Origin of the sequence: Rhizobium sp. AN6A, assembly GCF_900215635.1 — a bacterium.
GTDB classification, from domain to species: Bacteria; Pseudomonadota; Alphaproteobacteria; order Rhizobiales; family Rhizobiaceae; genus Agrobacterium; species Agrobacterium tumefaciens.
On sequence record NZ_OCNC01000003.1, the window covers coordinates 1195589 to 1222319 of the forward strand.

The 26731-nt window shown below is 58.8% G+C and carries 25 protein-coding genes; 13 read left to right on the forward strand and 12 right to left on the reverse strand.

The window, feature by feature from the left end:
• Window positions 1–129: 129 nt before the first annotated feature.
• Entirely contained in the window at window positions 130–1674 is a 1545-nt protein-coding gene (locus CRO62_RS09440) for a glycerol-3-phosphate dehydrogenase (RefSeq protein ID WP_097099969.1), read from the forward strand.
• Between the two features lie 19 nt (window positions 1675–1693).
• Here CRO62_RS09440 and CRO62_RS09445 read toward each other — a convergent pair whose 3' ends face one another.
• Entirely contained in the window at window positions 1694–2926 is a 1233-nt protein-coding gene (locus CRO62_RS09445) for an ROK family transcriptional regulator (RefSeq protein WP_179784484.1), read from the reverse strand.
• A 242-nt stretch (window positions 2927–3168) separates the two neighbouring features.
• Here CRO62_RS09445 and xylF point away from each other — a divergent pair, with 242 nt between their 5' ends.
• The 3 genes from xylF to CRO62_RS09460 all read left to right on the forward strand — a co-directional run bounded on the left by xylF (window position 3169) and on the right by CRO62_RS09460 (window position 6404).
• Window positions 3169–4209, forward strand: coding sequence for a D-xylose ABC transporter substrate-binding protein (gene xylF, locus CRO62_RS09450; RefSeq protein ID WP_003511300.1), 1041 nt, complete (start codon window positions 3169–3171; stop codon window positions 4207–4209).
• Between the two features lie 80 nt (window positions 4210–4289).
• Window positions 4290–5603: a sugar ABC transporter permease gene (locus CRO62_RS09455; protein ID WP_097099971.1), complete on the forward strand. Its 1314-nt coding sequence runs from the start codon at window positions 4290–4292 to the stop codon at window positions 5601–5603.
• An 18-nt stretch (window positions 5604–5621) separates the two neighbouring features.
• Entirely contained in the window at window positions 5622–6404 is a 783-nt protein-coding gene (locus CRO62_RS09460; RefSeq protein WP_097099972.1) for an ATP-binding cassette domain-containing protein, read from the forward strand.
• Window positions 6405–6614: 210 nt separating this feature from the next.
• On the opposite strand, the gene CRO62_RS09465 is transcribed toward CRO62_RS09460, so the two are convergent.
• The 7 genes from CRO62_RS09465 to CRO62_RS09495 all read right to left on the reverse strand — a co-directional run bounded on the left by CRO62_RS09465 (window position 6615) and on the right by CRO62_RS09495 (window position 12985).
• Window positions 6615–6845: a hypothetical protein gene (locus CRO62_RS09465; protein WP_174003311.1), complete on the reverse strand. Its 231-nt coding sequence runs from the start codon at window positions 6843–6845 to the stop codon at window positions 6615–6617.
• 94 nt (window positions 6846–6939) lie between these two features.
• Complete coding sequence (locus CRO62_RS09470) at window positions 6940–7377, reverse strand: helix-turn-helix domain-containing protein (RefSeq protein ID WP_025595440.1); 438 nt, start codon at window positions 7375–7377, stop codon at window positions 6940–6942.
• A gap of 69 nt (window positions 7378–7446) precedes the next feature.
• Entirely contained in the window at window positions 7447–8652 is a 1206-nt protein-coding gene (locus CRO62_RS09475; RefSeq protein WP_097099974.1) for a hypothetical protein, read from the reverse strand.
• On the reverse strand, window positions 8649–9362 hold the full coding sequence (locus tag CRO62_RS09480) for a TfuA-like protein (RefSeq protein WP_097099975.1): 714 nt from the start codon (window positions 9360–9362) through the stop codon (window positions 8649–8651). The genes CRO62_RS09475 and CRO62_RS09480 overlap by 4 nt, the downstream gene beginning before the upstream one ends.
• Complete coding sequence (locus CRO62_RS09485; RefSeq protein ID WP_097100446.1) at window positions 9362–10558, reverse strand: YcaO-like family protein; 1197 nt, start codon at window positions 10556–10558, stop codon at window positions 9362–9364. Before CRO62_RS09485 ends, CRO62_RS09480 begins: the two co-directional genes overlap by 1 nt.
• 37 nt (window positions 10559–10595) lie before the next feature.
• Window positions 10596–11024, reverse strand: coding sequence for a hypothetical protein (locus CRO62_RS09490; protein WP_003511290.1), 429 nt, complete (start codon window positions 11022–11024; stop codon window positions 10596–10598).
• An 8-nt stretch (window positions 11025–11032) separates the two neighbouring features.
• Window positions 11033–12985 (reverse strand): BTAD domain-containing putative transcriptional regulator, encoded by a 1953-nt coding sequence (locus CRO62_RS09495; RefSeq protein WP_179784485.1) that lies wholly within the window; start codon window positions 12983–12985, stop codon window positions 11033–11035.
• Window positions 12986–13158: 173 nt separating this feature from the next.
• Here CRO62_RS09495 and CRO62_RS09500 point away from each other — a divergent pair, with 173 nt between their 5' ends.
• Window positions 13159–13644, forward strand: a complete 486-nt coding sequence (locus CRO62_RS09500; protein ID WP_035199599.1) for a hypothetical protein — start codon at window positions 13159–13161, stop codon at window positions 13642–13644.
• Between the two features lie 188 nt (window positions 13645–13832).
• Window positions 13833–14156: a hypothetical protein gene (locus CRO62_RS09505; protein ID WP_236765579.1), complete on the forward strand. Its 324-nt coding sequence runs from the start codon at window positions 13833–13835 to the stop codon at window positions 14154–14156.
• A gap of 29 nt (window positions 14157–14185) precedes the next feature.
• Here CRO62_RS09505 and CRO62_RS09510 read toward each other — a convergent pair whose 3' ends face one another.
• The gene (locus tag CRO62_RS09510) at window positions 14186–15325 is read right to left on the reverse strand and encodes an ROK family transcriptional regulator (protein ID WP_097099977.1); all 1140 of its coding nucleotides are present in this window, start codon (window positions 15323–15325) and stop codon (window positions 14186–14188) included.
• 94 nt (window positions 15326–15419) lie between these two features.
• On the opposite strand from CRO62_RS09510, the gene CRO62_RS09515 reads away from it, so the two are divergent.
• From CRO62_RS09515 to CRO62_RS09540, 6 genes are all read left to right on the forward strand, one after another.
• Entirely contained in the window at window positions 15420–16670 is a 1251-nt protein-coding gene (locus CRO62_RS09515) for an ABC transporter substrate-binding protein (protein ID WP_097099978.1), read from the forward strand.
• A gap of 67 nt (window positions 16671–16737) precedes the next feature.
• Window positions 16738–17649 (forward strand): carbohydrate ABC transporter permease, encoded by a 912-nt coding sequence (locus CRO62_RS09520; RefSeq protein WP_019564841.1) that lies wholly within the window; start codon window positions 16738–16740, stop codon window positions 17647–17649.
• The gene (locus CRO62_RS09525) at window positions 17649–18737 is read left to right on the forward strand and encodes a carbohydrate ABC transporter permease (RefSeq protein WP_097099979.1); all 1089 of its coding nucleotides are present in this window, start codon (window positions 17649–17651) and stop codon (window positions 18735–18737) included. The genes CRO62_RS09520 and CRO62_RS09525 overlap by 1 nt, the downstream gene beginning before the upstream one ends.
• Window positions 18738–18742: 5 nt before the next feature.
• The gene (locus CRO62_RS09530; protein WP_097099980.1) at window positions 18743–19855 is read left to right on the forward strand and encodes an ABC transporter ATP-binding protein; all 1113 of its coding nucleotides are present in this window, start codon (window positions 18743–18745) and stop codon (window positions 19853–19855) included.
• Between the two features lie 11 nt (window positions 19856–19866).
• Window positions 19867–20592, forward strand: a complete 726-nt coding sequence (locus tag CRO62_RS09535) for a glycerophosphodiester phosphodiesterase family protein (RefSeq protein WP_097099981.1) — start codon at window positions 19867–19869, stop codon at window positions 20590–20592.
• A 27-nt stretch (window positions 20593–20619) separates the two neighbouring features.
• On the forward strand, window positions 20620–21534 hold the full coding sequence (locus CRO62_RS09540; RefSeq protein WP_097099982.1) for a TIM barrel protein: 915 nt from the start codon (window positions 20620–20622) through the stop codon (window positions 21532–21534).
• 78 nt (window positions 21535–21612) lie between these two features.
• Here the strand turns inward: CRO62_RS09540 and CRO62_RS09545 are convergent, their stop codons facing one another.
• Entirely contained in the window at window positions 21613–23010 is a 1398-nt protein-coding gene (locus CRO62_RS09545; RefSeq protein ID WP_097099983.1) for a family 16 glycosylhydrolase, read from the reverse strand.
• Window positions 23011–23219: 209 nt separating this feature from the next.
• Between CRO62_RS09545 and greA the strand changes: the two genes are divergently transcribed.
• A complete protein-coding gene (gene greA, locus CRO62_RS09550; RefSeq protein WP_019564836.1) occupies window positions 23220–23702 on the forward strand; it encodes a transcription elongation factor GreA in 483 nt (160 codons plus the stop codon).
• Window positions 23703–23776: 74 nt separating this feature from the next.
• On the opposite strand, the gene CRO62_RS27185 is transcribed toward greA, so the two are convergent.
• Both CRO62_RS27185 and CRO62_RS09560 read right to left on the reverse strand, forming a co-directional pair.
• Window positions 23777–25159 carry an O-antigen ligase family protein gene (locus CRO62_RS27185; RefSeq protein WP_179784486.1) on the reverse strand — a complete coding sequence of 461 codons (1383 nt, stop codon included), beginning with the start codon at window positions 25157–25159 and terminating at the stop codon, window positions 23777–23779.
• Between the two features lie 136 nt (window positions 25160–25295).
• Window positions 25296–26633: an SGNH/GDSL hydrolase family protein gene (locus CRO62_RS09560; protein ID WP_097100449.1), complete on the reverse strand. Its 1338-nt coding sequence runs from the start codon at window positions 26631–26633 to the stop codon at window positions 25296–25298.
• Window positions 26634–26731: the final 98 nt, after the last annotated feature.

The window sequence follows — 26731 nt, forward strand, 5'->3', positions numbered from 1 at the left end:
TGCCGTTCGCTTGTGCTGGAAACATGGGTTTCGTTTGTTTTCTTTTGACATTCGTTTTGTTTTCGTTTTTATGACAATAATCTTTCAACGTAGGGGGAAATGGTCCCCGGCGCTGTCTTGGGAGGCCCTATGTCCGGCGAAAACATATTCGATCTTTTTGTCATCGGCGGTGGCGTGAATGGTTGCGGCATTGCCCGCGATGCCGTGGGTAGGGGCTATTCCGTGGCGCTTGCGGAAAAGGGCGATTTTGCCTCCGGTACGTCTTCGGCAGCCACCAAGCTCATCCATGGCGGCCTGCGTTATCTCGAACATTATGAGTTTCGTCTGGTGCGCGAAGCCTTGATGGAGCGTGAAATTCTGTGGGCCATGGCCCCGCACGTCATTTGGCCCATGCGCTTCGTTCTGCCGCTCCAGAAGGGCGGCGTGCGTCCGGCATGGATGGTCCGGCTTGGCCTCTTTCTTTATGACAACCTCGGCGGCCGCAAGCTTTTGCCGCCGACGCGCACGGTCGATCTTCGGAAAGACCCGGCGGGCAAACCTCTGAAGCCGGTCTTTGCGAAGGCTTTCGAATATTCCGACGGCTGGGTGGACGATGCCCGTTTCGTGGTTCTGAATGCGCGTGACGCGGCGGATCGCGGTGCGACGATTATGAACCGCACGCTGGTCGTTTCCGCACGGCGCGAAGGTGGCGTGTGGTTTATCGAGACGCTGGACGAAAAGACCGGCCGTTCAGCCACGCACAGAGCGCGCATGCTGGTGAATGCCGCCGGCCCATGGGTGGATAACGTGCTGTCCGGCGTGTTCGGCCGCAACGATGTGCACAATGTTCGTCTCGTGCAGGGCAGCCACATCATCGTGCGGAGGAAGTTTTCCGATCCGCGCGCCTATTTCTTCCAGAACCCGGACAACCGCATCATCTTTGCCATTCCCTATGAGCAAGATTTCACGCTGATCGGTACCACGGACCGCGACTACAAGGGCGACCCGGCCAAGGTGCGCATCTCCGAGGAAGAGATTTCCTATCTCTGCAATGCCGCCAGCGAATATTTCAGCGAGCCGGTGAAGCCGGATGATATCGTCTGGACTTATTCCGGCGTGCGCCCGCTTTTCGATGATGGCGCTTCAAAGGCGCAGGAAGCCACGCGCGACTATGTACTCAAGGTTGAAGAGGCAGAGGGCGAAGCGCCGCTGCTCAATATTTTCGGCGGCAAGTTGACCACCTACCGGCGGCTGGCGGAACATGCTCTGGAAAAAATCGGCGCAGCCATCGGCGAAAAGGGCAAGCCCTGGACGGCGGGCTCGTATCTGCCGGGCGGCGACTTCGGTGTCGAGAAATATGATGCCCAGGTACTGTCGCTTCAGCGCAGCTATCCATTCCTCGACCGTCGCCATGCCGAGCGGCTCGTCAGAAACTACGGCACCAAGGCGGCGGAACTTCTCGGAGCCGCCACCGATGTTTCCGGCCTCGGCCGACACTTCGGCGGCACGCTTTATGAATGCGAAGTGCGCTTTCTGGTGGAGCACGAATGGGCCTTCGCGGCGGAGGATATTCTCTGGCGGCGCACTAAACAGGGCTTGCGGTTGAGCAGGGACGAGGCTGCCGCTCTGGATGAATTCGTTTCCACGCTGATTGGCGTCAAGGAAAAGGGCGAAGCCGTGACGGAGCAGGCCTGAGCATCTAGGAGTTGCCCCGTCAGTTCCCCGAGTTCCTTACCGCTCTTTCAGGACCATCTGCGCTCAATATATAGTCGTCGGCGGCGGACAGAGCGTGTTCCATATGCCCTTCGAACACCAGTTCCGGTTCGTTGGGCGCGATGCCGATTTTTGGCATTCCGCCGAAGCGTACCGACTGCGATTGCGCAAGGCCATCGTGAAGGCCGCTTTCCAGAAGATCGAAGTAGCGTGTGCCGGGGCCAGTGATGAAGACCGGCATATGGCCATGCAGGCTGAACAGGCGTGAAAGGCCGTTGCCGAGTGCAAGCCCGGCTGTGCGGAAGGCAAGCCGCGCCATGCGCCCGCCGGCGCGGGCGGAAGCGGCGATCTTGTCCACTTCGGCAATCGGCACGAATTTTGCCGGTTCCGCCTGCGGCGGGGCCTCGAAAGCCGAACGCAGGATTGCATAAAACCCTGAATAGGCCTCGATACAGCCTCTGGTGCCGCAGCGGCAAAGGGCGCCATCGGCCAGATGCAGCATATGTCCGAAATTGGGGGCGCTAACCTCTATCCCGCCACCCGCGGCGCGGGCAATGCCGAGGCCAATGCTGTGGCCGAGCGACAGGGTGACAAGTGCCTCTGGTTTCGGGCCGTCCTTTGCCTGCTCCTGCATCCGGATGGCTTTTGCGGCCAGCAGCGTTTCGTTGTTCAGCGTCACGCGGATTCGGCCGTCCTGAGAAATGAGCTGCTGGAAATCTATCTTTTCGGTGCCGAGCACCGGCGACCAGACGAGCACCGCCGCTGCCGCGTCCACAAGCCCCTTGCTGCTGATCGACACCTGAAGAATGTCGTGCCGGTCGATGCGCGAACGGTCCGCAAGCCGTGCGAGGCCGGAGAGGATCGAGCCGCCGAATGACCCTTTTTCAGCCGTGATCCTCTGCTCGGTGAAGCGGTCCACCAGCTTGCCGGCATAATCGACCAACGAATATTGCACGCTGTCGGACGAAATGATGACGATGGCGACGTGGCAAAAAGCACCATCAGGCCCAAAGAGGATGCGCGGTCGCCCGCGCCCGGCCGCGGCCAGTTGCTCTTTGCGCAGGATGAGGCCGGCCCGCTCGAGTTCCATGGTGATTGCGGAAACAGTGGCGGAGGCAAGCCCGGTGAAGGAGGACATGTCCGTATGGGAGAGGCTGCCATGAAGGCGCAGCGCTGCCATCACCGACAGGCTGTTTTTCTGGCGCACCAGTTCCGTGCTTGCAATGGCGGACATGGGCTGGGGTATGCTCCCTGAACGGCTTTTTTCCTGTCGTGCTTATCCCCTCTGATGGCGCACGCCACGAGCAAGATCAAGGCACCCGGATGCTGCCCGCAGCCGTTGTTGACAGCATGGGCAATCTCTGACATTAATTTTCTCGACTGTCGAGAAAATTGTGAAATCACAGAGCCCGACAGCTTTTTCCGGGCGTTTTCCCTGCATGGAGGTGCAGGCTTCGCCCTTACCGGGAGGACATCATGAATTCGTTTGCCAAGCTTTTGGCGGGTACAGCTGTACTCGTTTCCCTGCACACCGCAGCCATTGCTGCTGATCTCGTCGTTGGCGTTTCCTGGTCGAATTTCCAGGAAGAGCGCTGGAAGACGGATGAGGCGGCAATCAAGGCAGCTCTCGACAAGGCCGGTGCGAAGTATATTTCCGCCGATGCGCAGTCGTCCGCCGCAAAACAGCTGACCGACGTGGAATCGCTGATTTCCCAGGGCGCCAATGCGCTGATCATTCTTGCGCAGGACAGCGACGCGATTGGCCCGGCTGTTGAAAAGGCCGTCGCTGAAGGTATTCCGGTGGTGGGTTACGACCGCCTGATCGAAAACAAGAACGCCTTCTACATCACCTTCGACAACAAGGAAGTCGGTCGCCTTCAGGCCGCCGAAGTCTTCAAGGTCAAGCCGGAAGGCAACTACGTCTTCATCAAGGGTTCGTCTTCCGATCCGAATGCGGACTTTCTTTTTGCCGGACAGCAGGAAGTCCTGAAGGCCGCTGTCGACGCGGGCAAGATCAAGAATGTCGGCGAAGCCTATACCGATGGCTGGAAGCCGGAAAATGCCCAGAAGAACATGGAGCAGTTCCTGACCAAGAATAACAACAAGGTCGATGCGGTCGTCGCCTCGAACGACGGAACGGCCGGTGGCGCAATTGCCGCTCTTGCCGCGCAGGGCCTTGCAGGTTCTGTTCCCGTATCCGGTCAGGATGCGGACTTCGCCGCGCTCAACCGCGTAGCGCTCGGCACGCAGACAGTATCTGTCTGGAAGGACAGCCGCGAACTCGGCAAGGAAGCTGCTGGCATCGCGCTGGAGCTTGCGGGCGGCAAGAAGATGACGGAAATCAAGGGCGTTGCCGCTTTTGATGGCGGTCCGAAAAAAGTGACGATGCAGTCAGTCTTCCTCAAGCCCATCGCCATTACCAAGGACAATCTGAACGTCGTCATCGACGCCGGCTGGATCAAGAAGGAAACGGCCTGCCAGGGTGTAAAGGCCGGATCCGTCAAGGCCTGCAACTGAGACCGCTAGGTTGATGTTTAGGCGCCGCGCCAGTGATATGTGGCGCGGCGCCTTTCAGATGTAAGGAGGACCGGCAGTCCATGGCCGACATGACACAATCCAATTCCACAGCGTCCCCCAAGACGGAAAAGACGGGCTCTATTTCGCGTTTCATCAGTGCGACGGAGCTTGATACCCGCCTGCTCGGCATGGTCGGCGCGCTTCTTCTGATCTGGATCGGTTTCCATATTCTTTCGGGCGGGCTGTTCCTGACGCCTAGAAACCTCTGGAACCTCTCCGTCCAGACCGCTTCGGTCGCGGTGATGGCGACAGGCATGGTGCTTGTCATCGTTACCCGCAACATCGATCTGTCGGTCGGGTCGATCCTCGGTTTTTCCGGCATGATCATGGGGGTCATGCAGGCGGAAATCCTGCCGCAGCTGCTCGGCTTTGAACATTGGGCGACATGGATCGTCACGCTTCTGGTAGGCATTCTCGTCGGCGGAGCGATCGGCATGCTTCAGGGCTCGATCATCGCCTTCCTGAACGTGCCGTCCTTCATCGTCACGCTTGGTGGTCTGCTGGTCTGGCGCGGTGGCACATGGTTCGTCACCAGCGGCCGCACCGTGGCGCCGATGGATTCCACCTTCCGCCTGATGGGCGGCGGCACCAGCGGCTCGATCGGCGCGACATGGAGCTGGATCGCAGCCATTGTCGCCTGCGTCGCCATTGTCGCGGCAATCCTGAATTCCCGCCACCAGCGTCGCCGTTTCGGTTTTCCGCTGCGGCCCGTCTGGGCGGAATATTTCCTGGTGGCACTTGGCTGCTTCGTCGTCGTCGGTTTCGTGGCTGTCGTCAACAGCTATCCCTGGCCGATCAACATTGCCCGCAACTATGCCGATGCCAATGGCATTACCTGGCCGGATGGTGGTCTGTTCATTCCGCACGGCATTGCCATTCCGGTGCTGATGGCGCTTGCCGTCGGCGCGGTGATGACCTTCATCGCCACGCGGTTGCGCTTCGGCCGCTACGTGTTCGCCATCGGCGGCAACCCGGAAGCGGCGGAACTCGCCGGCATCAAGACCCGCTGGGTCACGGTCAAGATATTCACGCTGATGGGCGTTCTGTGCGCCATCGCTGCGGCAATCTCGACTGCCCGCCTCAACGCGGCCACCAATGCCCAGGGTGAACTGGATGAACTTTATACGATCGCGGCGGCGGTCATCGGCGGCACGTCGCTTGCCGGCGGCGTCGGCACCATAGCGGGCGCGATGCTCGGCGCGCTCGTCATGCAATCGCTGCAATCCGGCATGGTGCTTGTGGGCATCGATACGCCCTTTCAGCGCATCGTCGTCGGTGTGGTTCTGGTCGTCGCCGTCTGGCTCGACACCATCTACCGCGCCCGCGCCAAGTAAGAACCGAGGAGAACCCCAATGACGGAACAAGTCACGCCCCTCGTGGAAATGCGCAATATTTCCATTTCCTTCGGTGGTATCCATGCGGTGGAAAACGCCTCTGTCGATCTTTTCCCCGGTGAGGTGGTGGCCCTTCTTGGCCACAACGGTGCCGGCAAATCGACGCTCATCAAGATATTGTCCGGTGCATACCGGCGGGATGGGGGCGATATCCTCATCAACGGCGAGGATGTCGATATCCGCAATCCCCGCGACGCCAAGAAATACGGTATCGAAACCATCTACCAGACGCTGGCGGTAGCGGATAACGTCGATGCGGCGGCCAATCTTTATCTCGGCCGCGAACTGAAGACGAAATGGGGAACATTGGATGATGTCGCCATGGAAGCTTCGGCCCGCGAGGTCATGGGGCGTCTCAACCCCAATTTCCGGCGGTTCAAGGAGCCGGTGAAGGCACTTTCGGGTGGCCAGCGGCAGTCCGTGGCAATCGCCCGCGCCATTCTGTTCGATGCCCGCATCCTCATCATGGATGAACCAACGGCAGCACTCGGGCCGCAGGAAACGGCGCAGGTCGGCGATCTCGTCAAGGAACTGAAACGGCAGGGCATCGGCATCTTCCTCATCAGCCACGATATCCATGACGTCTTCGATCTCGCCGACCGGGTATTCGTCATGAAAAACGGCAAGGTGGTCGGCCATGCCCGCACGGAAGATGTGACGAAGGACGAGGTTCTCGGCATGATTATTCTGGGCAAAGTACCATCAGGTGCTGTGGCCGGTCCGGGCGCGGTTGTCTCCTGACGCCGGTTTCGTCTACAGCTCCCGGGTTTCGGCGGGCGTTGCTCTGAAATAAATCGAGGCCCGGTGAAAACCGGGCCTCGACAAACGCTTCCATAAAATTTTGTGGAGGGAATAATACCAATATCTGCGCCCGGTGGGTTTCAAGCCACCCGGAAGCGCAGACAAGTGGAACCATCCTGCGGATCTGCATAAATTGCAGACACGCTTGGCTTAATGCAGATCGGCGTGTGCGAAACCGTTGCCATTCATCTCTGCGCCTGCCTGTGGCAGTCCCTGCAGATTGATGTCCTGAGCCAGCGATAACAATGCCATTTCGAGGAAATAGGTCGACATGCCCAGTTCCATGGATTTGGAGCGCTGGCAAAGGTAGGACACCATCCTTCCGAGTGCCAGAATCTCGTCCGCATTGTCCTCTTCAAGTATTGCTGTGGTAGACGCCATGCTTCCCTCTCGACAATCGACAGTATGAAAACGCGTTGATCCCGCGTTGTTCATTATCGACCACATCGAGCGTCACGCGAGCGTCACACCTGCGTCAATCGTCGCTCTTGTTTTCCGGCGCGCCGTTATTTTCCGCCGCTTCGGTAGCCGCAAGCGATGTCACGAGGGCAACAATGCTCTTGCGCACGGTTGCGCTCTTGATCCGGGCAAAGGCCTGATTGAGCGAAAATCCTTCATTCGACGCAACGAAAGACTGCATGGCGTTGATCGTGCCAAGGGCGGGATTGGCGTTTCCGACATCCGGCGTCGCATTGGCGAACAAAGAGCTGACATCGACGCCGAGAACCGATGCAATGGCTTGCAAACGGGACGCGCCGACGCGATTGGCACCCTTTTCGTATTTCTGGACCTGCTGGAAGGTAATGCCCAACCGGCCCGCCAGCGCGCTTTGACTCATGCCGAGCGATTTGCGGCGCATTCGGATTTGTGTACCCACATGCACATCGATTGGGCTGGGTAGTTTGGCTTGCATCATGAACTCCTCCAGTTGTGAGGTTCTTAAATTGGATATTTATCAATTAATATTGTTGAAGGTAGACATTCAACACAATTTCCACGGGTATTGTGAGGTGTTACTGATAAAGTAAGGCTGTTTTCCGTCGGTATGCTGTGCTGGTTGACGGTTTATCACCTTTGTTGCACATCGCAATGCCCCGTTTCGGCTGGCAAAATGGCTCCAGCCGGCCACGCCGATGGCGTGAAAGCCCAGTCTTTCCCAAATTTTCCTGTTCTCTCGGTCGAAACCTTCGAGCGTCTCCACATCACCGAAATGCGGAACCCAGACGAATGGCTTCTCTTTGCCGGAGCGCACGGTATTTTCAACAAGGACGTTGTTATAAAGCCGAGGCAGGCATTTGTTGGTGTCGATGGCGGGTAAAACCGGAATGGGATTTCGCAGGATTGCGAAGCCCTGCTGTGCCAGCAATAGAACGGAGGCATCCAGTTTTCGTTTCAAATCCATCGCGTTACGGGCATCGCATTCATGGGCCACCGGATCGGCAACAAGCAATAGCGGGTGGCCATCGCGTCTTAGACCTGTGACCGAAACGAACTGGTCGACGTGGAAACCGCATTGGTGGATTTTTCCGAAGGTGATCGCCGGAGGCGACGTTTTTGCCAAGGTAAGAGCGATTGAGGCCGAGGCATTGCCGAGGTCTTCCGGCCGATATCCGAAATCGCGCACGGTTCTGTAGTCGAGTGCCTGAACCCGCTGCCATTGTTGCGGCCGTTCGGTTACCGCATTGTTTGCCACACCCCTGTCGTCCTGCAGGCTGGAATGGCCCACCAATCGAAAGTCCGGCCCGACCAGCTGGTTGCCGCCCGGCAAAGTGACATACGAAGCGTTGGCAGCAAGCCCGAGACGATTGGCGAGCTCGCCAGTGATGGCGCTTTCCGATGCGCAAAGCAGTTCGGTTGCGATCCCATCAGCAGTCCGAACGTGGAACACGTCCTGTATCCACGGGTGCGAAACGCTGCTGGTTGCATCGAGCGGCAACAGTTCTGCGGTGCAGGTGGCTGCCAGCCTGCTGAGCCAGCTTTGAGCGGCGGCGAGACAGGGGCCATCGATCAGAACAAGGGCCGTGACGTCGGACGGCAGAGCCGAAAGCAGGTTTCCGATCGGGATGAGCGGAGAGACGCCCCCGTCAGTCCTGTCACCCGCAAAAAACGCTGCGGGCAGGGCAAGCGCTATTGTCCGGATCAGCCCACCGCAATCGGGCACCAGAGACAGGGGCGGGGCAGCGGTCAAGACGCTTTTTCTCCCGCCGTCTGCCGCATGGCCAATTGCTGGAAAAATACCGTGTTCTGCAATTTCCACGATTGCGGCGGCGGTGATGGCAATTCCCCGCTGCCAAGCAGGCCTAAAAGCCGGGCCGCATCGTTTCGTTTGGCAGAAACCGCGTTTCCGGCCAGAAAATTTGCGGTCTCGGGGTTGAGGTCTGCTTCAGTTGCCATTGCACGCCATGTCCTGCGGGTAAAATGCAGCTTGCGGGCGGCGTTCAGCAAGGCGTCGTGTTCCTCTGGGGCAATAGTGGCGCGACACGCTTCGAGCGTCGCTTCGGCATCGACAAGCGCGATTGTCAGCGGGCGGTAGTCGAGTTCGCCGGGCGCGTGGCTGACTGCCACATCGGCGTCGGAAAAACGCTGCCCGTCCCGATAGGCTTCAAAGATTTCGCCGATGCCGATCATGCCGAAGGCCGCGCATTCCGCCGCTCTTAGCGCGCCCATGCTGGCGGCACCGAGAACAGTGACGCCGCCTGACAGTGCAAACAGGATTTCCTTGTGCCACACGGCGGCGCAGTCACCGTAGAGGCCGTCGATCAGCCCGATTGTCCGGGCACCCTGCTTTACCGCATCGAAAATATCTCCGCAGGCAGCCGGGCCGCGAAGATCGAGGCCTAAAATCTGCGCGCGTGGGATGCCGTGGATGGACGGGCCTGCAAAAACCACCGGCTTCATCAAAGGCCTCCGAGGTTCAGGAACCGGTCGAGCGTCCGCTGCGATATGCGTTGCAGACCGCCGCCGGCGGGCGTGAGGCCACTTGCCAGAACCCGTACGACATGCAGACCGGATACGCCCGTTTCCAGCGCAAAGGCATAGATGTCGTCGATCCCGGCGGCGAAAAGATGCTCGGCAAGCTGACGCCACCGAGGTAGAGCCGGATCGCTATCCGCAAAATCTAGATTGACCGGGGTCCGGTCCATCGGCCGCACCTCGGATGCCGCCGGTCCCGCCGCAAACATATCCCGCTGGTAGCGCAAAGGAGAGAGATCGTCCCTTGCGCCGCTGATGTCAGTCAGTCGCGACTGGATCGCCTCCAGCAGCGCGGCAATTGCCGCGTCATAGGTGCCAAACCGGCACGCTGCGCCGGCAGCGCTACGGGTGGCAAGTCCGTCCTGCGCGTGGATTGACCGTGGCAGGCTTGCCATTATTACGGGCACGCCGAGCGTATTGGTGAGATCAAAGAAGCGGGGCGGCAGTCCGATATGTGAAAGGTGTTGAACAAGAGCATCGAAGGATGTGTCGACACCCATCGGCAGCACGACCGGTTCCGGCGCGATATTGCGGGTTTCGAAGGTATCGACGAGAAAGCAGGCGTCGTTTTCGATGAGTTCGAGCAAGGCGTGCAGAACCGCGTGGTCATGGTCGAAACCCGCCGCGAGACCTTGCGAACTCATGAGGAAGGCCCGCCGGTCCCAGGGGAAATCCGCGCGAAAATCCATGCCCACCAGCTCATAGGGGGCAAAAACCTCCTGCTGCTGGCGTATGGATATTCCCTTCACCCAGGCGCGTTCGTTTCGCAGATCAAGAGTGTCCGGGTCGACCCGGCCGATCGTTTCGAAAGGAACGAGAGGGGCGCCCTTGTCCCGCATCTCACGAATGGAGCCGAAAGTGGCGATATGTTTGCGGGTGTCTTCGGCGACGGCACCTTCGATCGCTTCCATGATCGCGGAAAGCCGTGCCTGCTCCGCGACAAGCCCCTTGCCCTGGGAGACCGACAGTCCGCGTGAATTGGGCCGCGTCGCGAACCAGACGGGTATGCCGATAATATCGAGACCGGTCACGTCTCCGACGCGTGTAATCCCGAACCGCCGAAGCAGTTCGGGATCGAAGAACGAAGCGTCCGCATGCCCTAAAGCCGCTGTCGCTGGAATATGTACGCCGTCAGCGGTCAAGGCTGCGGGGCCGCAATCAAGGCGCCGCGTTGGTATCGTCGGCAAGGATGGCGTCGAACAGCTCGCCGGTGACGGAACCCGCCGGGCCAACAGCCTTCAGGGCCGATTCGATCGGTGCCTGCACCATGCGGTTGAAATCCCAGCCGGCGTCGATCACTTCGCCGACAAAGGCGAAATCGGCCTCGGAAACGACAGCGCCGCCGGCGACGAGGGCTTCGATGCCCTGGATCTGGACCTGATCCAGCTCGTTTTCGGGCTGGCCGTCCTGACGAACGAGCATGGATTTTGCCGCCGCAGCAACGCGCGCGTAACCGTCCACACCGGGATGGCTCGCTTCATAGGCGGCAATCGTCTCATGCGAGACGGACGCAACCCTGAGGGGTGCCGTGCGAATGAAGAGAACGCCGAAACCCTTTTTTCCGACAATAAAGAAGTGCGAGGACATAATAACTCCTATTTGATCCCAGCTAATCGAAGTGCGTTATAGAATTTTTCATTCGCTACCGGGTCTCGGTCTGGGGACAGGCTGCTGATCTCCCTCGCCGTCATACCCGGATAGTTTTCCTGAAGCCTGCTGCCGGTTTCCCGGGCAGCGTCCAAATCACCGTGGAGCGCGTGGCTCGCGGTCAATACGCGCAATGCCGGCTCGTCATTTTCCATGCGCGCGCACAGTTCTACTGCCGCGCCGTAATCCTCACGCTTGAACGCGATGCTGGCGCCCGCCCACCAGTAGATGTCGGGTGCGAGCGGATTGAGGTCGATGGCTTGCTGAAACTTTTCCCATGCGGTTTCGGCATCGCCGAAATGGGCGAGCGCATCGGCATGCTGGAGCAAAAGGTCGGCGGAGTTGGGCGCAAGCGCCTCGGCTTCGAAGAACCTTTCGGCGGATATGTCGAAATCCCGCTGGTAGAGCGCCACGACGGCGCACATCCAGTGGCCGACGCCAAGAGCGGGATCGATTTCGACGGAGGCGTCTGCCTCCGCCTTGGCGCGGTGCAGCAAATGGGGGTCGTTGCCGCCCAGCATCAGCCATTCCAGCTGCAGGCTCTGCGCCACGCGGGCGCGGGCAACCGCCATGCTGTTATCCAGATCGACCGCCTTGCGGAACATCGAGCGGGCTCTTCGAAGAAGCGGCAGGTCGCACTTGCCGCGCAGAAGCTGCTGGCCCTCCAGCAATTGCCGGTAGGCCTCGCCGCTGTGGTTGCGGTCTGGTTCCACCTGAAGCCGCTCGATCTCGCGGGCAAGCCCCGCGGCCACCTGTTTGGACAGCAGTCGAAAAGCGGCGTGAATATGCCGCGCGGTCAGCACAACCTCCAGCGACCAGACGATTTCCCCGGTCGCTTCCTCGATCAGCGCTACCGACATGCGGGCATCGTCGAAGACCGTGGAGATGATGCGGTAATTCGCCCGCAACATGGCATAACTGTCGTCGGTCCGGTCGTGTGTCGCTACAAAGGTGCTGTGCGTCGAAAGAACGGTGAAGGTCCGGTATCGAACGAGACTATTGGCGACATCCTCGACAAAGGCATTCATCACCGGCGATACCGCAAGCCCGTCCACCCGCACCGGACGGCTAAAGGCGACGCGTGGTTTTGCCATCGGTTTTCGGCGGCTACCCTCATCCGGTTCGGCGGGGGTTACTATCGTCGAGGCCAGACTTTGTATCCGCCGTCGGAGCGCCACTGTCTCGGCCTCCGGAGGGCGGTCCTCCTGGCGAAGCTGTTCCATCAGGAGCTGGAAAATTCCCTCGCAGGCGCTGGTGTTTCCCACCCGCGCATAGGCCGCCATGGCGGCGCGGTAGGTTTCCTCGCGCTCCGGCTCGATCTTCAGCGCGCATTCGGCAAGCGATGCGATGTTGTTCGAACTGGCGCGGCCGAAGCGCGTCAACTCCTCCAGAAGCGGTGTATAGCTTGAAAAGAACAGGTCCTTGAGACGGCGTCGCTCAGACAGCAGCCAGAGATAAAGGTGGTCCTGCCCAGCCTCCAGCCCCTCCAGCAGATCGCCGCCGAATTCGAGCAGGGCCTGCAGCCGCTGCATCGGGTCTTCTGCTCTCGCGCCGGCAAGAAAGATCGCAAGGTCGGTCCGCTGCGCCAGCTTTCCGGCCTTCAGGTCGTTTCCTTCTGTCAGAAGGATGGCATCGTCATCGCTCGACAGCTTCTGGAGGCGCAGGATCAGCTGACGCAAATTGCCGAGTGCCCTTTTTTGCTCGACGTTTTCCCACAACAGCGATGCGGCCTGCTGGCGGGAAAGGGACTGGTTGGGAGCAAGGATCAGGGCGGCAGTGAGGGCAAAGCCCTTGGACGGGAAAAACGCTTGCCGCACCGCATCGCAGCGCGGGGTGCCAAAAAGCCGGATCGGTATCAGTTCAGCGTTCCCAGCCACTTTCGTTCCCTCATGAATCACCATCTAACAATGTGTCCGGGAAATTGAAAGTCATCATTAGCGTTCCATTTGACGCTGGTGTGACGCCGCTTGCCTATTGTCGTGAATAGAGGCGCGGATGACGGGTGGAAAACAGCAATCATGCATCAGGCAGGCATCGGGAATTTTCGAAATTGATAGCGTTTAACGGAAGCTACATGGCGTTCGAGCCGCGTACTGAACCTTACCAGCGTGCCGACGACGTCGGTTATGCGGTGTGTGAGTTCATGTGGTTCAAAGGGCGCCCGTTCTATCCGGTCTCGGCGCTGGCTCATGCGAAGGTTGCTCACGCCAGACTGTCGGCATGCGACGACGAAGATGAGGACAATCTCGATATTATTTTCCGCATGCCATTTGCGGCCGGCGGGCATTTTTTCGAGATCGTGCTGCGCTCCAACGAGGGCACTGCTTACGGTGGCTGGCTGTGGGGAGAAGAGCTGGAAATACTGAACGAGGTCGTCAACGGCTATCGCGTTCTGGCGGGGAAGTTCGAAGACAGGCTGATCCGGTTTGAATATTCCAAGCGGTCTCATCGATACCGGACAGCCGAACCGCTGCCGGTGGAGAAGTCCGTCTTCCTGATCCAGCGGGAGGTAAAGCCTTACGCGGGAAGGCACGATTTGCCGGGAAGCCCGGCACGTTAATGGCAGGGCTGATGTCGATGCGTTTCCGGGGGAGCGCAAAAGCGCGGGGCGAGAAGGGGTTCAACTGGCGCGGCGCGTATTGCACGCATCGTAAATATGCCCGGTAAAGCCAAGGCTTTGTCGGGAGCAGCAGGTGAATTTTTTTATTTTTATTGTGTGGAAGATTTGTGATGCCCAATGGAGGTAACATGCGTAACAGGCGGGTGTCATCACAGCTATTAGCGGTGAGTTGCGCCTCGGGTGACGACGTGCTTTCCCTTGACGGGAGCGCCAACGACGACCCGCATCCATCATTTGCGAACGACAGGCTTTATGTCGTGGGCGAGCCGGTTTCCAGGAAGGTGCTGAGATCTCGCCCGCCGGAGAACCGGGTTGAGGAAGAGGCTTTTCGCGTGGCGGAAATCAGCAATACAGTCATCGATGTCGATATCAGGCTTGCAAAATGGGCCTGGGCCGTGCTGGTGATCGGGCATTGCTGGCTGATCTATTTCATGGTGACCAATCTAGGCTGAGACCTCTCCCGGGACATGCGCTCCGGCCGTTAACGCACTTCTCCGACGCCGTGCAGAATCATCGCCGCCGCACCGAAGGCCACGGGGTCTGTCGCAACCACATCCGGAAGTTGTATTTTCGGCTGTATCACCTTTGCGCCGTCGAACGGGTCCGAGCGTTCGTAATCCAGCCATTCCGCCAGCCGCTGTCGTACGATCCTTGGTAAAGTGCCGCCGACAAAGATTGCCGTGGGCGCCAGAACGGCGCTGACAGCGAAGGCGAGGCGCGCAACCTCGGGTCCCGCCCGTTCCAGCCACGCCTCAAACACGGCGGAGTTGCGCAAGAGGTAATCCTTCCAGACCTCGGGTGCGCGCCCGGAGGGTTTTTCTCCCACATGCTCCACGCACCATGCCGCCAGATCTTCGAAGGAGGGCCGCGAAGTGCTGCGGCCGCGCAAGGCGCCGATCTCGCCGGCATTGCCGAGATAACCGCGATAAAGCTCATTTTTGATAATGATGCCGCCGCCGATCCCCTCGGACAGATAGAGATAAGCGAAATTTTCGTGTCCGTCCGCATTGCCAAGCGTCAGTTCACCCATGGCTGCGGCATTGGCATCGTTTTCTATGATCACCGGGCAACGCAGCGCCTCGCGCAGCATGGCGGAAAGGTCAGACCCGGCCCAGGAAATAACCTCTTCGGCAAGATCGAGCGACATGGCTTCCTTGCGAAAGCGGGTCGGCATGGCAATGGCCGCGCCGATCAGTTGGCTCCTGTCGATCGCATTTTTCGTCAGTAGTTCTTCGGATCCGTCCTGAAGCGCCCGTTGGACATCGGAAAACGCGTCATAGGAGCCGCGCATCTGCAATTCTCCAACGATCTCTCCGCCGAAATTCAACAGCGTCAACATCACCGAATAACGGTTGGCGTGCGCACCAAGGGCGTAACCGACGGTTTTTTTGAGCGTGAGGTCGATATGGGGCGCGCCGCGGCCTTCCTGCCGGCGTGCACCTTCCTCGATGATACCGCGCTCAAGCAGATTTCGCGTCATCATGCTCACGGCAGCCGGCGTTATGCTGCAATAGTCGGCAAGTTCGACCCGCGAGGCCGACCCCTTGCGCCTGATATATCCCAGAAGCGCGCCCTGTGTTGCGCCAATGCCTGCCAGCCCGCCCTGCCGTCTCTCAGTCAAAGTTTCACTCTCCCGCGCTTTACCTAGGGAAATGTCATGAAGCTGTTAATTAAGCAACTTAATTAAATAATCAGTTTCAACGGGAATGGATCACATGTTCAAGTCTCTCACCCTGATGGCCACGGTTGCCCTCGGCGCGCTTTTGCCGGCTGTCGCCTTTGCCGAAGACATCAACATCAAGCTCTGGACGCTCGCCGACAAGAATGCGCCCGGCCGCGTCACCAACATCGAAGCTGCCGCCGGCATCATCAACGCGCAGTTCAAGGCAGCAGGCATCGACAAACGCGTCGTCATCGACATCAACAACAGCGCCGTGCAGGGCTGGGACTCCTTCGCGCTCGATACGCTGAAGGCGTTTTCGGTGGGGCAGGGGCCGGATATCTACATCCTGCCGCATGAATGGATCGGCCAGTTCGCGCAGGACGGCTATGCCATGCCGATGGAAGACAAGATCGCCGCTGCTCCCTGGGTCTATGGCGATATCCTGCCGGTTCTGTGGAATTCGGCCAAGGTCGACGCCGGCGAATTCACGCTCGACGATCTGACGGCCCTGTCGAAGGAAGTGGTAGACGGCAAGGCCGCACAATACGGCATGCTGCACCGCCCGAATGTCGGTATCGACTATCTGATGGTGTTCCAGTCCTATGGCGTGAAGTTCATGGACGAAAAGACCGGAAAGCTGATGTTCCCCAAGGCCGAAATGGCCAAGGCGCTCGGCTGGTATGAGCGCAATGCCAAGGAAGGCGTGACGCCCGTCGACAATACCGCCATGAGCTGGGAGGCGATCCAGACGGCCTTCAAGCAGGAAAAGGCCTTCATCTTCCATCAGGGTGTCTGGGCGGTTGCCTGGCAGGTGGGCGACAAGAACGGCGCGACCTGGCCGACCGACGGCAAGGGATATTTCAACAAGATCGGCTGGATTTCTGCTCCGGCAGCCGAAAAAGGTGGCAAACCGGCCAACCTGTCGCATCCGCTGCTCTACACCCTCAATCCGAAGAGCGCCAATGCCGATATCGCCGCCGATCTCGTGGCGCTTGCAACATTGCCCCATTTCAACAACGAACACGCCGTGACGTCCTATCATACGGCCATCAGCAACGCCCAGACGGCCATGCCGAAATACCGCGACAACTGGGTACTCTCCGCTGCTTCGCCGATGATGAAATACGCGCAGTTCGTGCCCAACCACACCAAGTTCGGCAGCTACAACAAAGTGCTGTTCAGCGGTCTGCAAGCGGTTGAGACCGGCAAGATGACGGCCGCGCAGGCGGTCGATTTCATCGCCGACGAGCTTGAGCTGCAATTTGGCGCGGAGATCGAAATCCGCGACGCCGCAAGCAACTGAGTTTGCCCGAAACCATGCCGCCCGGTTCTGCCGGGCGGCTTTTCCGCGTTCCCACCGGTATATCGTGATGTCTCAATTTCAGCTTCGGGCGCGCCGCCCGGCCCGGCCGATCTTTTATCTGGCTCCGGCTCTCGCCTTGCTTGGCCTGTTCTTTCTTGCCCCGATCGTCGTCAATCTGGTGATCGCCTTCACCGACATGGGCGCAAACCTGAGGGTCGGCAAATTCACGGTCGAGAATTTCCAGCGCATGTTTCAGCGCGACGTGCGCCTGCCGATGGTGTTGCTGACGACGCTGATCTATGTCGGCGCAACGCTGTTCATCTTCAATATCGGGCTTGGCGCGCTTCTGGCCGTTACGACCACGGCGATACCGGACCGGCTAGGCAACTTCTTTCGCGGCCTCTGGCTGCTGCCGCGCATGAGCCCGGCCGTGCTTTACGGCGTGCTGTGGATATGGATCGCCGATCCGACGTCTTCCGGCCTGCTCAACCAGTTTCTTGGCGCGCTCGGCGCACCCGCTCTCAACCTGCGCAACGACTTTCCGCTGTTTCTGGTGGTGGTGGCGAACGGTGTCGTCGGCGCGTCTTTCGCCATGGTCATCCTCACATCGGCCATCCGCTCCATACCGTCGCATCTGGCCAATGCCGCGCGCGTCGATGGTGCCAGCGAATGGGGTGTGCTTCGCCATGTCGTCGCACCCGCGCTCTCGGCACCGATCCGTTTCATCACGCTCTATCAGGCGCTCTCACTGATGACGACCTATGAATATATCCTGCTGATCACCGGCGGTGGGCCTGTCTACGATTCCACGACCTATCCGCTTTATATCTACCGTCGCGCCTTCGAAAACGGCGCCTATGCCTATGGTGCCGCACTTGCGCTCGGCCTTATGGCGATAGGCGTTGCCATCACCCTCATTCAATGGCGCATCAGCAATATGCGCTCAACTTTTGCTCCCGCCAAAATCGAGGTGCTGTGATGACGCTCGCCCACACCCATGCGCCTGCCCACAGCAGTCATACCCTTGATCTGAAGCCGGACTGGACGCGTCTTGAAAGGCGCAGCCTTGCCCATCGCGCCGGTTTCGTTCCCGTCATTCTTGTGTTCCTGACGGTGGTTTCGATTCCGGTTCTCCTGCCCTACCTGTGGCTGCTGGTGAGGTCGCTCACGACTTCCGACGACAATCTCAGCCGACTTGTGCTGTGGCGCAGCGGCGCAATCGTCGCTTTTGCCTATGGCGGGGCGATAGCGGTTGCGCTTCTTTCCACGCGCCTGCGCAATCCCGCGCTGCTGTGGCTGGCATTTGGTGCCGTGGTTGCAGCGCTCGCCTTCGTGCTGGTGCTGCCGCATCTGACCATCGACAACTACAGTTTCCTCTGGAGCCGCGATATCGAGAAAACCGGCACCACGCGCATGGCGCTGATGCCATCCGTCTGGACCGCCATGCGCAGTTCACTGCTGTTTGCCGCGTCCCAGACGCTGATCGTCGCGCTGGTCGCCACACCGGCCGCCTATGCGCTGTCGCGCTTCACCTTCGCCGGGCGTGAAAACGTGCTGCGCGGGCTTTTGCTGCTGCATGCCTTTCCGGCGCTCGCGCTCACCGTCGCGATCTTCGTGCAGCTGCATTACATGGGCCTGCTCAACAATCTCTTCGGCGTCGTGCTGGTCATGAGTGCGCTTGAGCTGCCGTTTCCAATTTTTGTTCTCAAGGGCTTTTTCGATAACGTTCCCTGGGACATCGAAATGAGTGCCGTCACCGATGGCGCGAGCCGCTTCCAAGCCTTTCGCATGGTGGTTCTGCCGCAGGTAAGAAGCGGGCTGATCGCGGTTGCCACCTTCACCTTTCTGCGTGGCTGGGAAGAATATGTCTTCGTCCAGACGCTGCTCATCGAAAAAAGCCAGATGACGATGAGCCTCTATCTCTTCTTCGTGGCACAGGACAGCGCCGGCGTGAATTACGGCATGATCGCTGCCGTAGGCATCATCTATCTGCTGCCTGTGCTGATCATTTACATCTTCACGCAGAAATACATCACCCAGATGAGTTTCGGCGGGATCAAAGGATAATCGCCATGGCCAGGATCACCCTCGACAATGTCACCAAAAGCTGGGGCGACACCCGCGTTCTGCAACCAATGACCCTCTCCATCGAAGACGGCGAATTCGTCGCCGTTCTCGGCCCGTCCGGATGCGGAAAGTCGACCACGCTTTTCCTGCTCGCCGGGCTTTACGCGCCGACCGCGGGTCAGATTTCTTTCGACGGCCACAACGTCAATCGCATCGATGCGCGCGACCGCAATGTCGGCATCGTCTTCCAGTCCTATGCACTTTATCCCAACCTGACGGTGCGGCAGAACATCGCCTTTCCGTTGCGTTTCAAGAATGTTCCGCGTGAGGAAGCAACGCGACGGGTGGAGGAGGCGGCAAGCCTCGTGCAGATCAGCGCGTTGCTCGACCGACGGCCCTCGCAGCTTTCCGGCGGCCAGCAGCAGCGTGTGGCGCTTGCCCGCGCGCTGGTCAAGGAACCGAACATCCTGCTTCTGGACGAGCCGCTTTCCAATCTCGATGCGACCCTGCGCATCACCATGCGCGCCGAGCTGAAAAGCCTGCAGAAGCGCCTGAAGATCACCACGCTGATCGTCACCCATGACCAGATCGAGGCGATCACCATGGCGGACAGGATCATTTGCATGAACAACGGCGCCATTGCCCAGATCGGCACGCCCGATGATCTTTGTCGCCGGCCCGACAATCTGTTCGTGGCCGGTTTCATCGGCACGCCGCCAATGAATCTCTTGAAAGGATGGGCGCAGGGCGGGCAGTTGCAGATTGGCGATGCCCTGCTCGACCTCAATGCCCCCTGTGACGGCGAAGTCACCTTTGGCCTACGCCCGGAAGATATCGCCCTCGTCACATCGTCCGAGGCACGGCTTGCGGGGCAGGTTACCACCGTCGAGTCCATGGGGCGCGAGGTATTCTACACGATCGATACGCCCGCAGGCATGATCCACGCGCTGGAATATGGCGAGACGATACGCCACGCGCCGGGAGATCGTGTCGGGATCAGCTGCAAATCCGCGCTGACGCTCGTGTTCGACGCCGCCGGCAACCGCATCGCCGGGCTGCATGCCGATCTTTCACACCATTCGACTATTCCGGCGCGTGAACCGGAAGCCGTAAACTGACAGGAATATCCATGCCCAAAATCGTCTCCCATCGCGGTGCCAACCATTTTGCGCCCGAAAACACCTTCGCCGCCGCCGACCTCGCCTTGCAGCAGGGAGCGGATTACATCGAGCTTGACGTGCGCGAGAGCGCAGACGGCGTGCTTTATGTCTTTCACGACGAAACGCTGGATCGTACCACCAATGGCACGGGTCCCATTGGCCACATGCTGTCGAGCGAGATCGATGCGTTGGACGCCGGCAGCTGGTTCGGCGAAAACTTCAAGGGTGCGGCTGTACCGCGGCTCGATGCCTATCTCAGCCATTTGCGCGGCCGCTGCGGCGTCTATGTCGAGCTGAAATATTGTGATCCCGTCAAGGTATCGGCACTGGTGCGAAGCCTTGGCATGGTGCGCGATACCTTCTTTTTCTCTTTCTCCGAAGAAATGCGCCGGGGCCTGGCCGCCGCCGCGCCGGAATTCCGCAAGATGATGACGCTCGATATCGCCAAGTCGCCTTCGCTGGCTGCGGTTGTTCACCATGCCTCGATCATCGAGATCACACCTGCGCAGATGCGCAAGCCCGGCCTTGTCGCGGCATGCCGCAAGGCGGGTCTGGAAATCATGGTTTATTATGGCGGCGATGATGCCAACCTTCATAATGAGATCGCATTGGCCGGGGTAGACTACGTCAATATCGACCGCCCGGACCTGTTCGATACGGCGCGCCGCGCCGTACGGCAGCCTGAACTCGCATGACCTTTCTTACCCCCTGGAGATGATGAAATGAGCAATCTTATTGGAACCGGCTTCAACGCCAGTTCGGACGACGGTGAACTGGCCACGCTCGAAAGCGATCTGCGTGCGCTTGCCGAAATTGGCTGCGACACCGTTGAAATTGCCGCAACGAGCCTTGATCTGATCGCAGGCGGTCGCATCATTGAGGAGCGCGCTCAACGGTTCGTGGCGCTCGCCAAAGAATTCGACTTCCGCTATACGGTGCACGGTCTTGTTTCGTCCAATTTCATGGACCCGGTAACGTGCCGCTACCAGATAGATGCAGCCAAGGCGTTGGCCGTCCTGTGCGATCGCATCGGCGCGGGCATCCTCGTTCAACACAGTGGCGCCCTGCGTGCCGACCAGATCGCCGAGCTGGCCGATGCCGACAGCCGCGAGCGGGAAGCGCTTTTCGAGCTGGCGGAATTCTGCAAGCCCTATGGCGTGCGGGTCGCGCTTGAGAATATCTTCTCCACCGAGCCCGGCCAATATCGCCAGACGCCTGCCGAGGTGGCCCAGACCGTTAAGGCCATCGGCCATGATAACGTCGTGGCGCTGATCGACTTCAGCCACGCCTATCTCGAATCTACCTATCGCGGGCTCGATTTTCGCGAACAGCTTCGTGCCATGGCGCCGGTCGCCGGCCATCTGCATGTCCACGATTCTTTCGGCCGGCCGCAGGGCTTTTATCAGCCGTATTTCGACCAGGAAAATACCGCTCTCGGCATCGGCGATCTGCATATGCCGCTCGGCTGGGGCGATATCGACTGGCAGGGCATCTTCTCGGAGCTGACCTTCCTGCCGGATACCGTGCTGATGATGGAAATCGGCCGCCGCTACCGTGCCGAACAGCCCGCGAGCCTTGAAACGGCGCGTCATCTCATGTCGCTCTACACTGAGCGGATGCAGATCGCGGCTGAATGACTGAACTGAACAAGGCCCAGCCGACAGGCTGAGGTTTGAAGCGCCGGCAGTTCTGAACGCAACTGCCGGCGTTTTTCGTTACGCGGCCCAGTCGGAAAGCGAATAGGCTTTGATGTAATCGATCATCATCTGCGACCCGTCGCTGAAATCAACCGCCGACGGCGTTCCTGCCATGCCGCCGACAGCAAGATTGACGACCATATACATGGGGTCGTGCATGTCATCAGGCGTATCCGTCTGCGCCACGGCGACGTCGTCGAAATACCAGGTAATATGTTCCGCATCCCACAACACGCCATATGTGTGGAAACCTTCCGTGCTCGGCACGCTGACATTGTTTATGACTGATGTCTGTTCTCCCGTTGCATTGGAGTGGGTGGACATGATCAGCGTATTAGGGTTTTGCCCACGCATCTCCACGACATCGAGTTCCGGTGGCCAGGAGCCGTCCTCAGGCAAAAGCCAGAAGGCCGGCCAAGCGCCCCGGTCGGTCGGCATGTCGGCGCGCATTTCGAAATAACCATAGGTCTGGCTGAACGACGAATAGGTGTTCAGCATACCCGAGGTATAATCATAGCCCTCAACCTCGCTGGCGATCGATTGCGGGGTTTCCGCGGCGGTGATAGTCAGGACACCGTTGTTGATGCTGAAGGGATTGACCTCTGATGTGCCGGCATAAGCGGGGTTGATGTACCATTGCGCCTCGCCATTCGTCGTCAGCGAGCTTCCCTTTTCCGGTGCCCACCAATATTTGGCATCCCAAGTCCCCTGATCGCCGCTGCGAAGTGAAAGTGCATCGAATTCGTCGGCAAAGGTCTGGGTGAGGGATGATCGGTCGAGGCTGAGCTCGAACTGGTCGGCCTGAAGATCGTCGATGGTCGTTCCGGCAAGAACGACGGCCTCGCCGTTGGCGAAGTTCAGCCAGAGATTATCGCCCTGTTGGGTGGCATTGCTGACGAGCTGCTCGAAGGACGTGATGCCGTAACCGTTAAGCCGGATCGTGTCGTTGGCGCTGAAATCCATGATGAGATCGGTGCCGTTGCCGCTCGTAAAAACGAATGTATCCGCACCGCCACCGCCGATCAGCACGTCGTTACCGGCCCCGCCATCAATGGTCTGGCTGCCGGATCCGCCGGTTATGATGTTGTCCAGCTCATTTCCGAAGGCATAGCGGCCGTCACCGGTTACCCGCAGGTTCTCGAAATTGTCGGGCAGGGTATAACTCATCCAGGTGTCGATGGTGTCGATACCCTCCCCGGCATTTTCGACGGCGCGGTTGATGCTGGAATAGAGGTAATAAATATCGTCGCCCGTGCCGCCCGCCATTGTCACATTGACGGAACTGTCGCCCCACATAGAATCATTGCCGGCAGTGCCTGTCAGCAGCGGTCCGGAACCCGTGGCGGAAAAAAATCCGGTGGAAGTGTCGCTGTAATAGAGTGTCTCTCCAAGCGCATTCAATACTGTCCGGGCCATTGACCGTCTCCTGTCCGTTAGCGTTGGCTTTCTCACTCCTCTTGGGCGATACCCTAACAGGGCGAAAAGCCTCCTGTTAGAGCCAGAAATGAGGGGTACATGGCCGGTTTCTCTGGTGCACGCTATTGCAGCATTGCAATGGGCGGTGGCAGGATTGGACGGCAAGGGAGATGCTCAAAGCGGCATCTCACGGGAATGGAGTGCCAGAATTGAGTGTAGCCTTTACCAAGGAAGATAGTGCCGAAACCGCAGCCGAAACGGTTCTGCCGGACCGGGTGATTTCGCCTCATCCCAATCTGGTGACGGAAGCTGGGCTGAAAGCGCTGGAGCAGCAGCTGCAATTGGCGCGCGAAGCCTGCGAAACGGCCAATGCCGTCGAAGACGTCAATGAAAGACGTCGACTTTCGGCCAATCCTCTGCGGGACATTCGGTATTTCGCGGAGCGCGTTCGCACCGCCCAGCTGATGCCGAGCCCGCCTGCTGATGGCACCGTTGCCTTCGGCAGCGTGGTAACATTCAGCCGTGATGACGGGAGGACGCAACGGTTTCGGATCGTAGGCGAGGATGAAGCTGATCCGGCCACTGGATCGATGTCTTATGTTTCCCCGGTCGCAGGAGTGCTGATGGGAAAATCTGCCGGTGATGTTGTCAGCCTGGGTGGCAAAGAGATTGAAATCATCGAAGTGACCTAAAGCGCCCACTTGAAAACGGAATAAATTTTAGCAGCAAGGATGTGCGGTTTGGAGCGAGAGAACCTCGCCGTAATTTAGGTCAGCCGTGCCGTCGCCAAAGCGTCCTCTTCTGCCATTCCTGCCATCCGCATCATCGTATTTTTCAGAAAGAACCTGAAATCCAGATCAATGAAAGTATAGGCGAGTACGAGCCCCATATAGGCCATGAAAACGGGATTGAAATTCAGCTCTTCAAATTGATAGACGATTACGATTGCGATCGCCGAATAGGCGAAGAAACCGACTTTTCGTTTCCGGAGGATCGCGTAAACAAGCGCAAAGGCGCTGAGAAGGCCAAATCCTATGCCGGATGCATAGGCCGTGGCGAGAAAGCCACTATGCGGCGTTCCGATCCTCGATATTCGCGACAGTTCTTCATATCGAGCGGTAAAACCGATGCCGAAAGGATGATGGAGCATCACCTGAAAGCCGCCAGTGAGCGTATCCCAGCGCTCCTGCGCATTGTTGCTGCTGTTGCTGTCCTCGAGAAACCGTTTCGAAAAGATCTGTTCCGCAAAATCGAAAGCGCCCAATGGCAAAACAGCTGCGATGACAAGGGCGGACAAGGCAAAACCAAAATAGGTGCTGAGCAGCATTTTGATGGAAAAATTTCTGATGTAGAAATAGACCCCGATGGCAAGAACCGCAAATACTCCGGACCGGTTGAGAGTAAGTGTGAAGCTCGCCAGATAGACCAGCAAAAATACGGCAAACAGCGCGGGGCGTTTTTGCCTTTCGGCAAGATAGGCGACTGCCGCACCCGCCAACGCAAAGGCAGGTCCGGCTGTGTTGCCCACCGGCCAGATTCCACCCGCTTTTTCGACACGCAAAAGTAACGGGCTCAATTCGCCTTTTGCCGCAGCTGCCAGCACGGCGGTTTCATCGAACATGAAAGAAAGGCCAAGGGAGGCGAGCTGGTCGTGAATGACGATGTCCAGAAAAAGCAGGATCGTCACAGCGATGAAGCCGGCGAAGATGCCCCAGCAGAACAGATCGAGAAGGTTCTCCTTAAACAACATATAGGCAAAAAACAGAAAATAGACCGCGTAAAAATATGCCATCGCGGTGGTGTAAAATTCACCTTCGCCACGTTCGTCGGCAAAGACAGCCGAAAGGGCAAAAAAAATGGTTAGCGGAACGAGATAAAGCAGGATGATCGAGGGCGTCAGACAGCGAATGTAAAGCAGTGCGATGACGGGCAGCGTCATCAGGACAAGCATATCGGTGATATTGAGGAAGCGCAGGCCCAGATTGCTGGTCAGCACATTGCATTGAATGAAAAAGCCAATGGAAAAAACGAAGATCGCCAGAAAGAGACCGGGCACCTGTATGGTTTTTGAAGGATAAAGAGGCATCGCCAAAACGAAACCCGGCAACGGGGATTGATGCGATGCCGCCATATTTGTGCTTCTGGTCATTCCCGGCCTGTATCCTTCACTGGCGGACCCTAGTTCGGCCCTGTGGGAGAGGGCGTCATCACCATGAGGCGAGAGGGTGATGACGATGAATAGTGGTCTTGATGACGTTGCCGTGCAAGACAATTTTCTAAGGTTTTCAGTCGCTCAGATTACCTTTTGGCAAAGCTCCTTCGACGGCGATTACCCGCTGGATGTAGAGCGGTTCGTTGGAAACCGGCGCGCTCATGCCGAATGCCGGCATGATCCTCACATAGAAACCGTATCCGCTGGGGCTGATATCCGGGTCGATAGCGATCTCGTTGGCTGTGGCCCACATCCAGCCGCTATTGTCGAGGGCATTCGCACCACCGAATTGCAGGGCGGAGCAGCTTATCGTCCGGACTGCGCCGCCGCTTTTTGCAACCAGTGTGACATAGGGCGCACGCTGCCCCTCGATATTTTTATAAAGCACTGCAAATGAAACTGTTTTGCCGATCATCGCGGCGGCCTCCGCATTGCGAAAATAACGAACCAGTGCAGCCGACTGGTTGCCATTCGCACGCAAACCGAGGCTGTGAGCGAAGGCCGGAGAAAAGGTGACTTCTGCGGTTTTTATGGCGGAACCCGACGCCGCCGGGCTCCAGCCCGCTGGAGCGGACCCGGTCCAATCGGTGAAATCGCCGTTGACGATAAGATTGGCAGCGGGAAGTTTCGGCCAACAAGGTGTCTGAAAGACGTTATCGGGCGCCGATGCCAGATAACAACCGAACAAGGTTCGGGCGACGAGATGAGATCCGGCATCGTTCGGATGGACGTTGTCGCGGTAAAGCGCATGGTCCTTGCCTCTCGCTACAAATGCCGCGTGTGTATCCACCAGCGTGAGGCCCGGGTGCGCTCGGGCAAGGTCAAGGATCGCATTATAGACCTTGTCGTAACCGGTGCTATCGCGCCAGGGGTTCTGGGTGGTGATGAGTTGGGGGGCACCCGGCCATTGCCATTCGATCATGCCAAGCGGTCCGAGCAGGGCGGCTCGTCCGGAGCTTAGGATACCGCCCGGCGTCTCGAAACTCTGCATATTATGCCCATGATGCGTGATGCAGAGGTCTGGACGCGGAATCTTCAGCGCCTCCGCGCGCTGTTCCGCGAGCATGTAACCGGCCATGCCGCCTGGCAGTGCCGCAAGATAGACTGTGAGCGTTGGCCCCATGCCTGCGCGCAGCGTAACCGGATCGGCATAGGCCTTTGGCCCGGTGGGGGCGTTTGTCTGCCATTCTGCCCAGCGGTGCAGCACAACCCTTGTGTCGTGCAGATCGCCAAGCATCATGGCGAACTGCTGGAATGGTCCCGCATCGGCATAGGCGGTGCTGTCACCATTCACGAAGATCGTGGCATTCTGACCCGCAGTCAAACGCGCGCGCAAGGGTGAGAGCGCGTTCAGGGAAGGGACCATGGTGGGGATGTTTCTGGAGGTGATGCCGAGCGATACGCCGATCACGCCGGCACCTCTTCCGTTCCGGTCATATATATGCATATGTTGCGTTTGAGCGGTGTCATAGTTCGTTCTCCTGGTCTGGCCCTAGGATAACTCTGCCG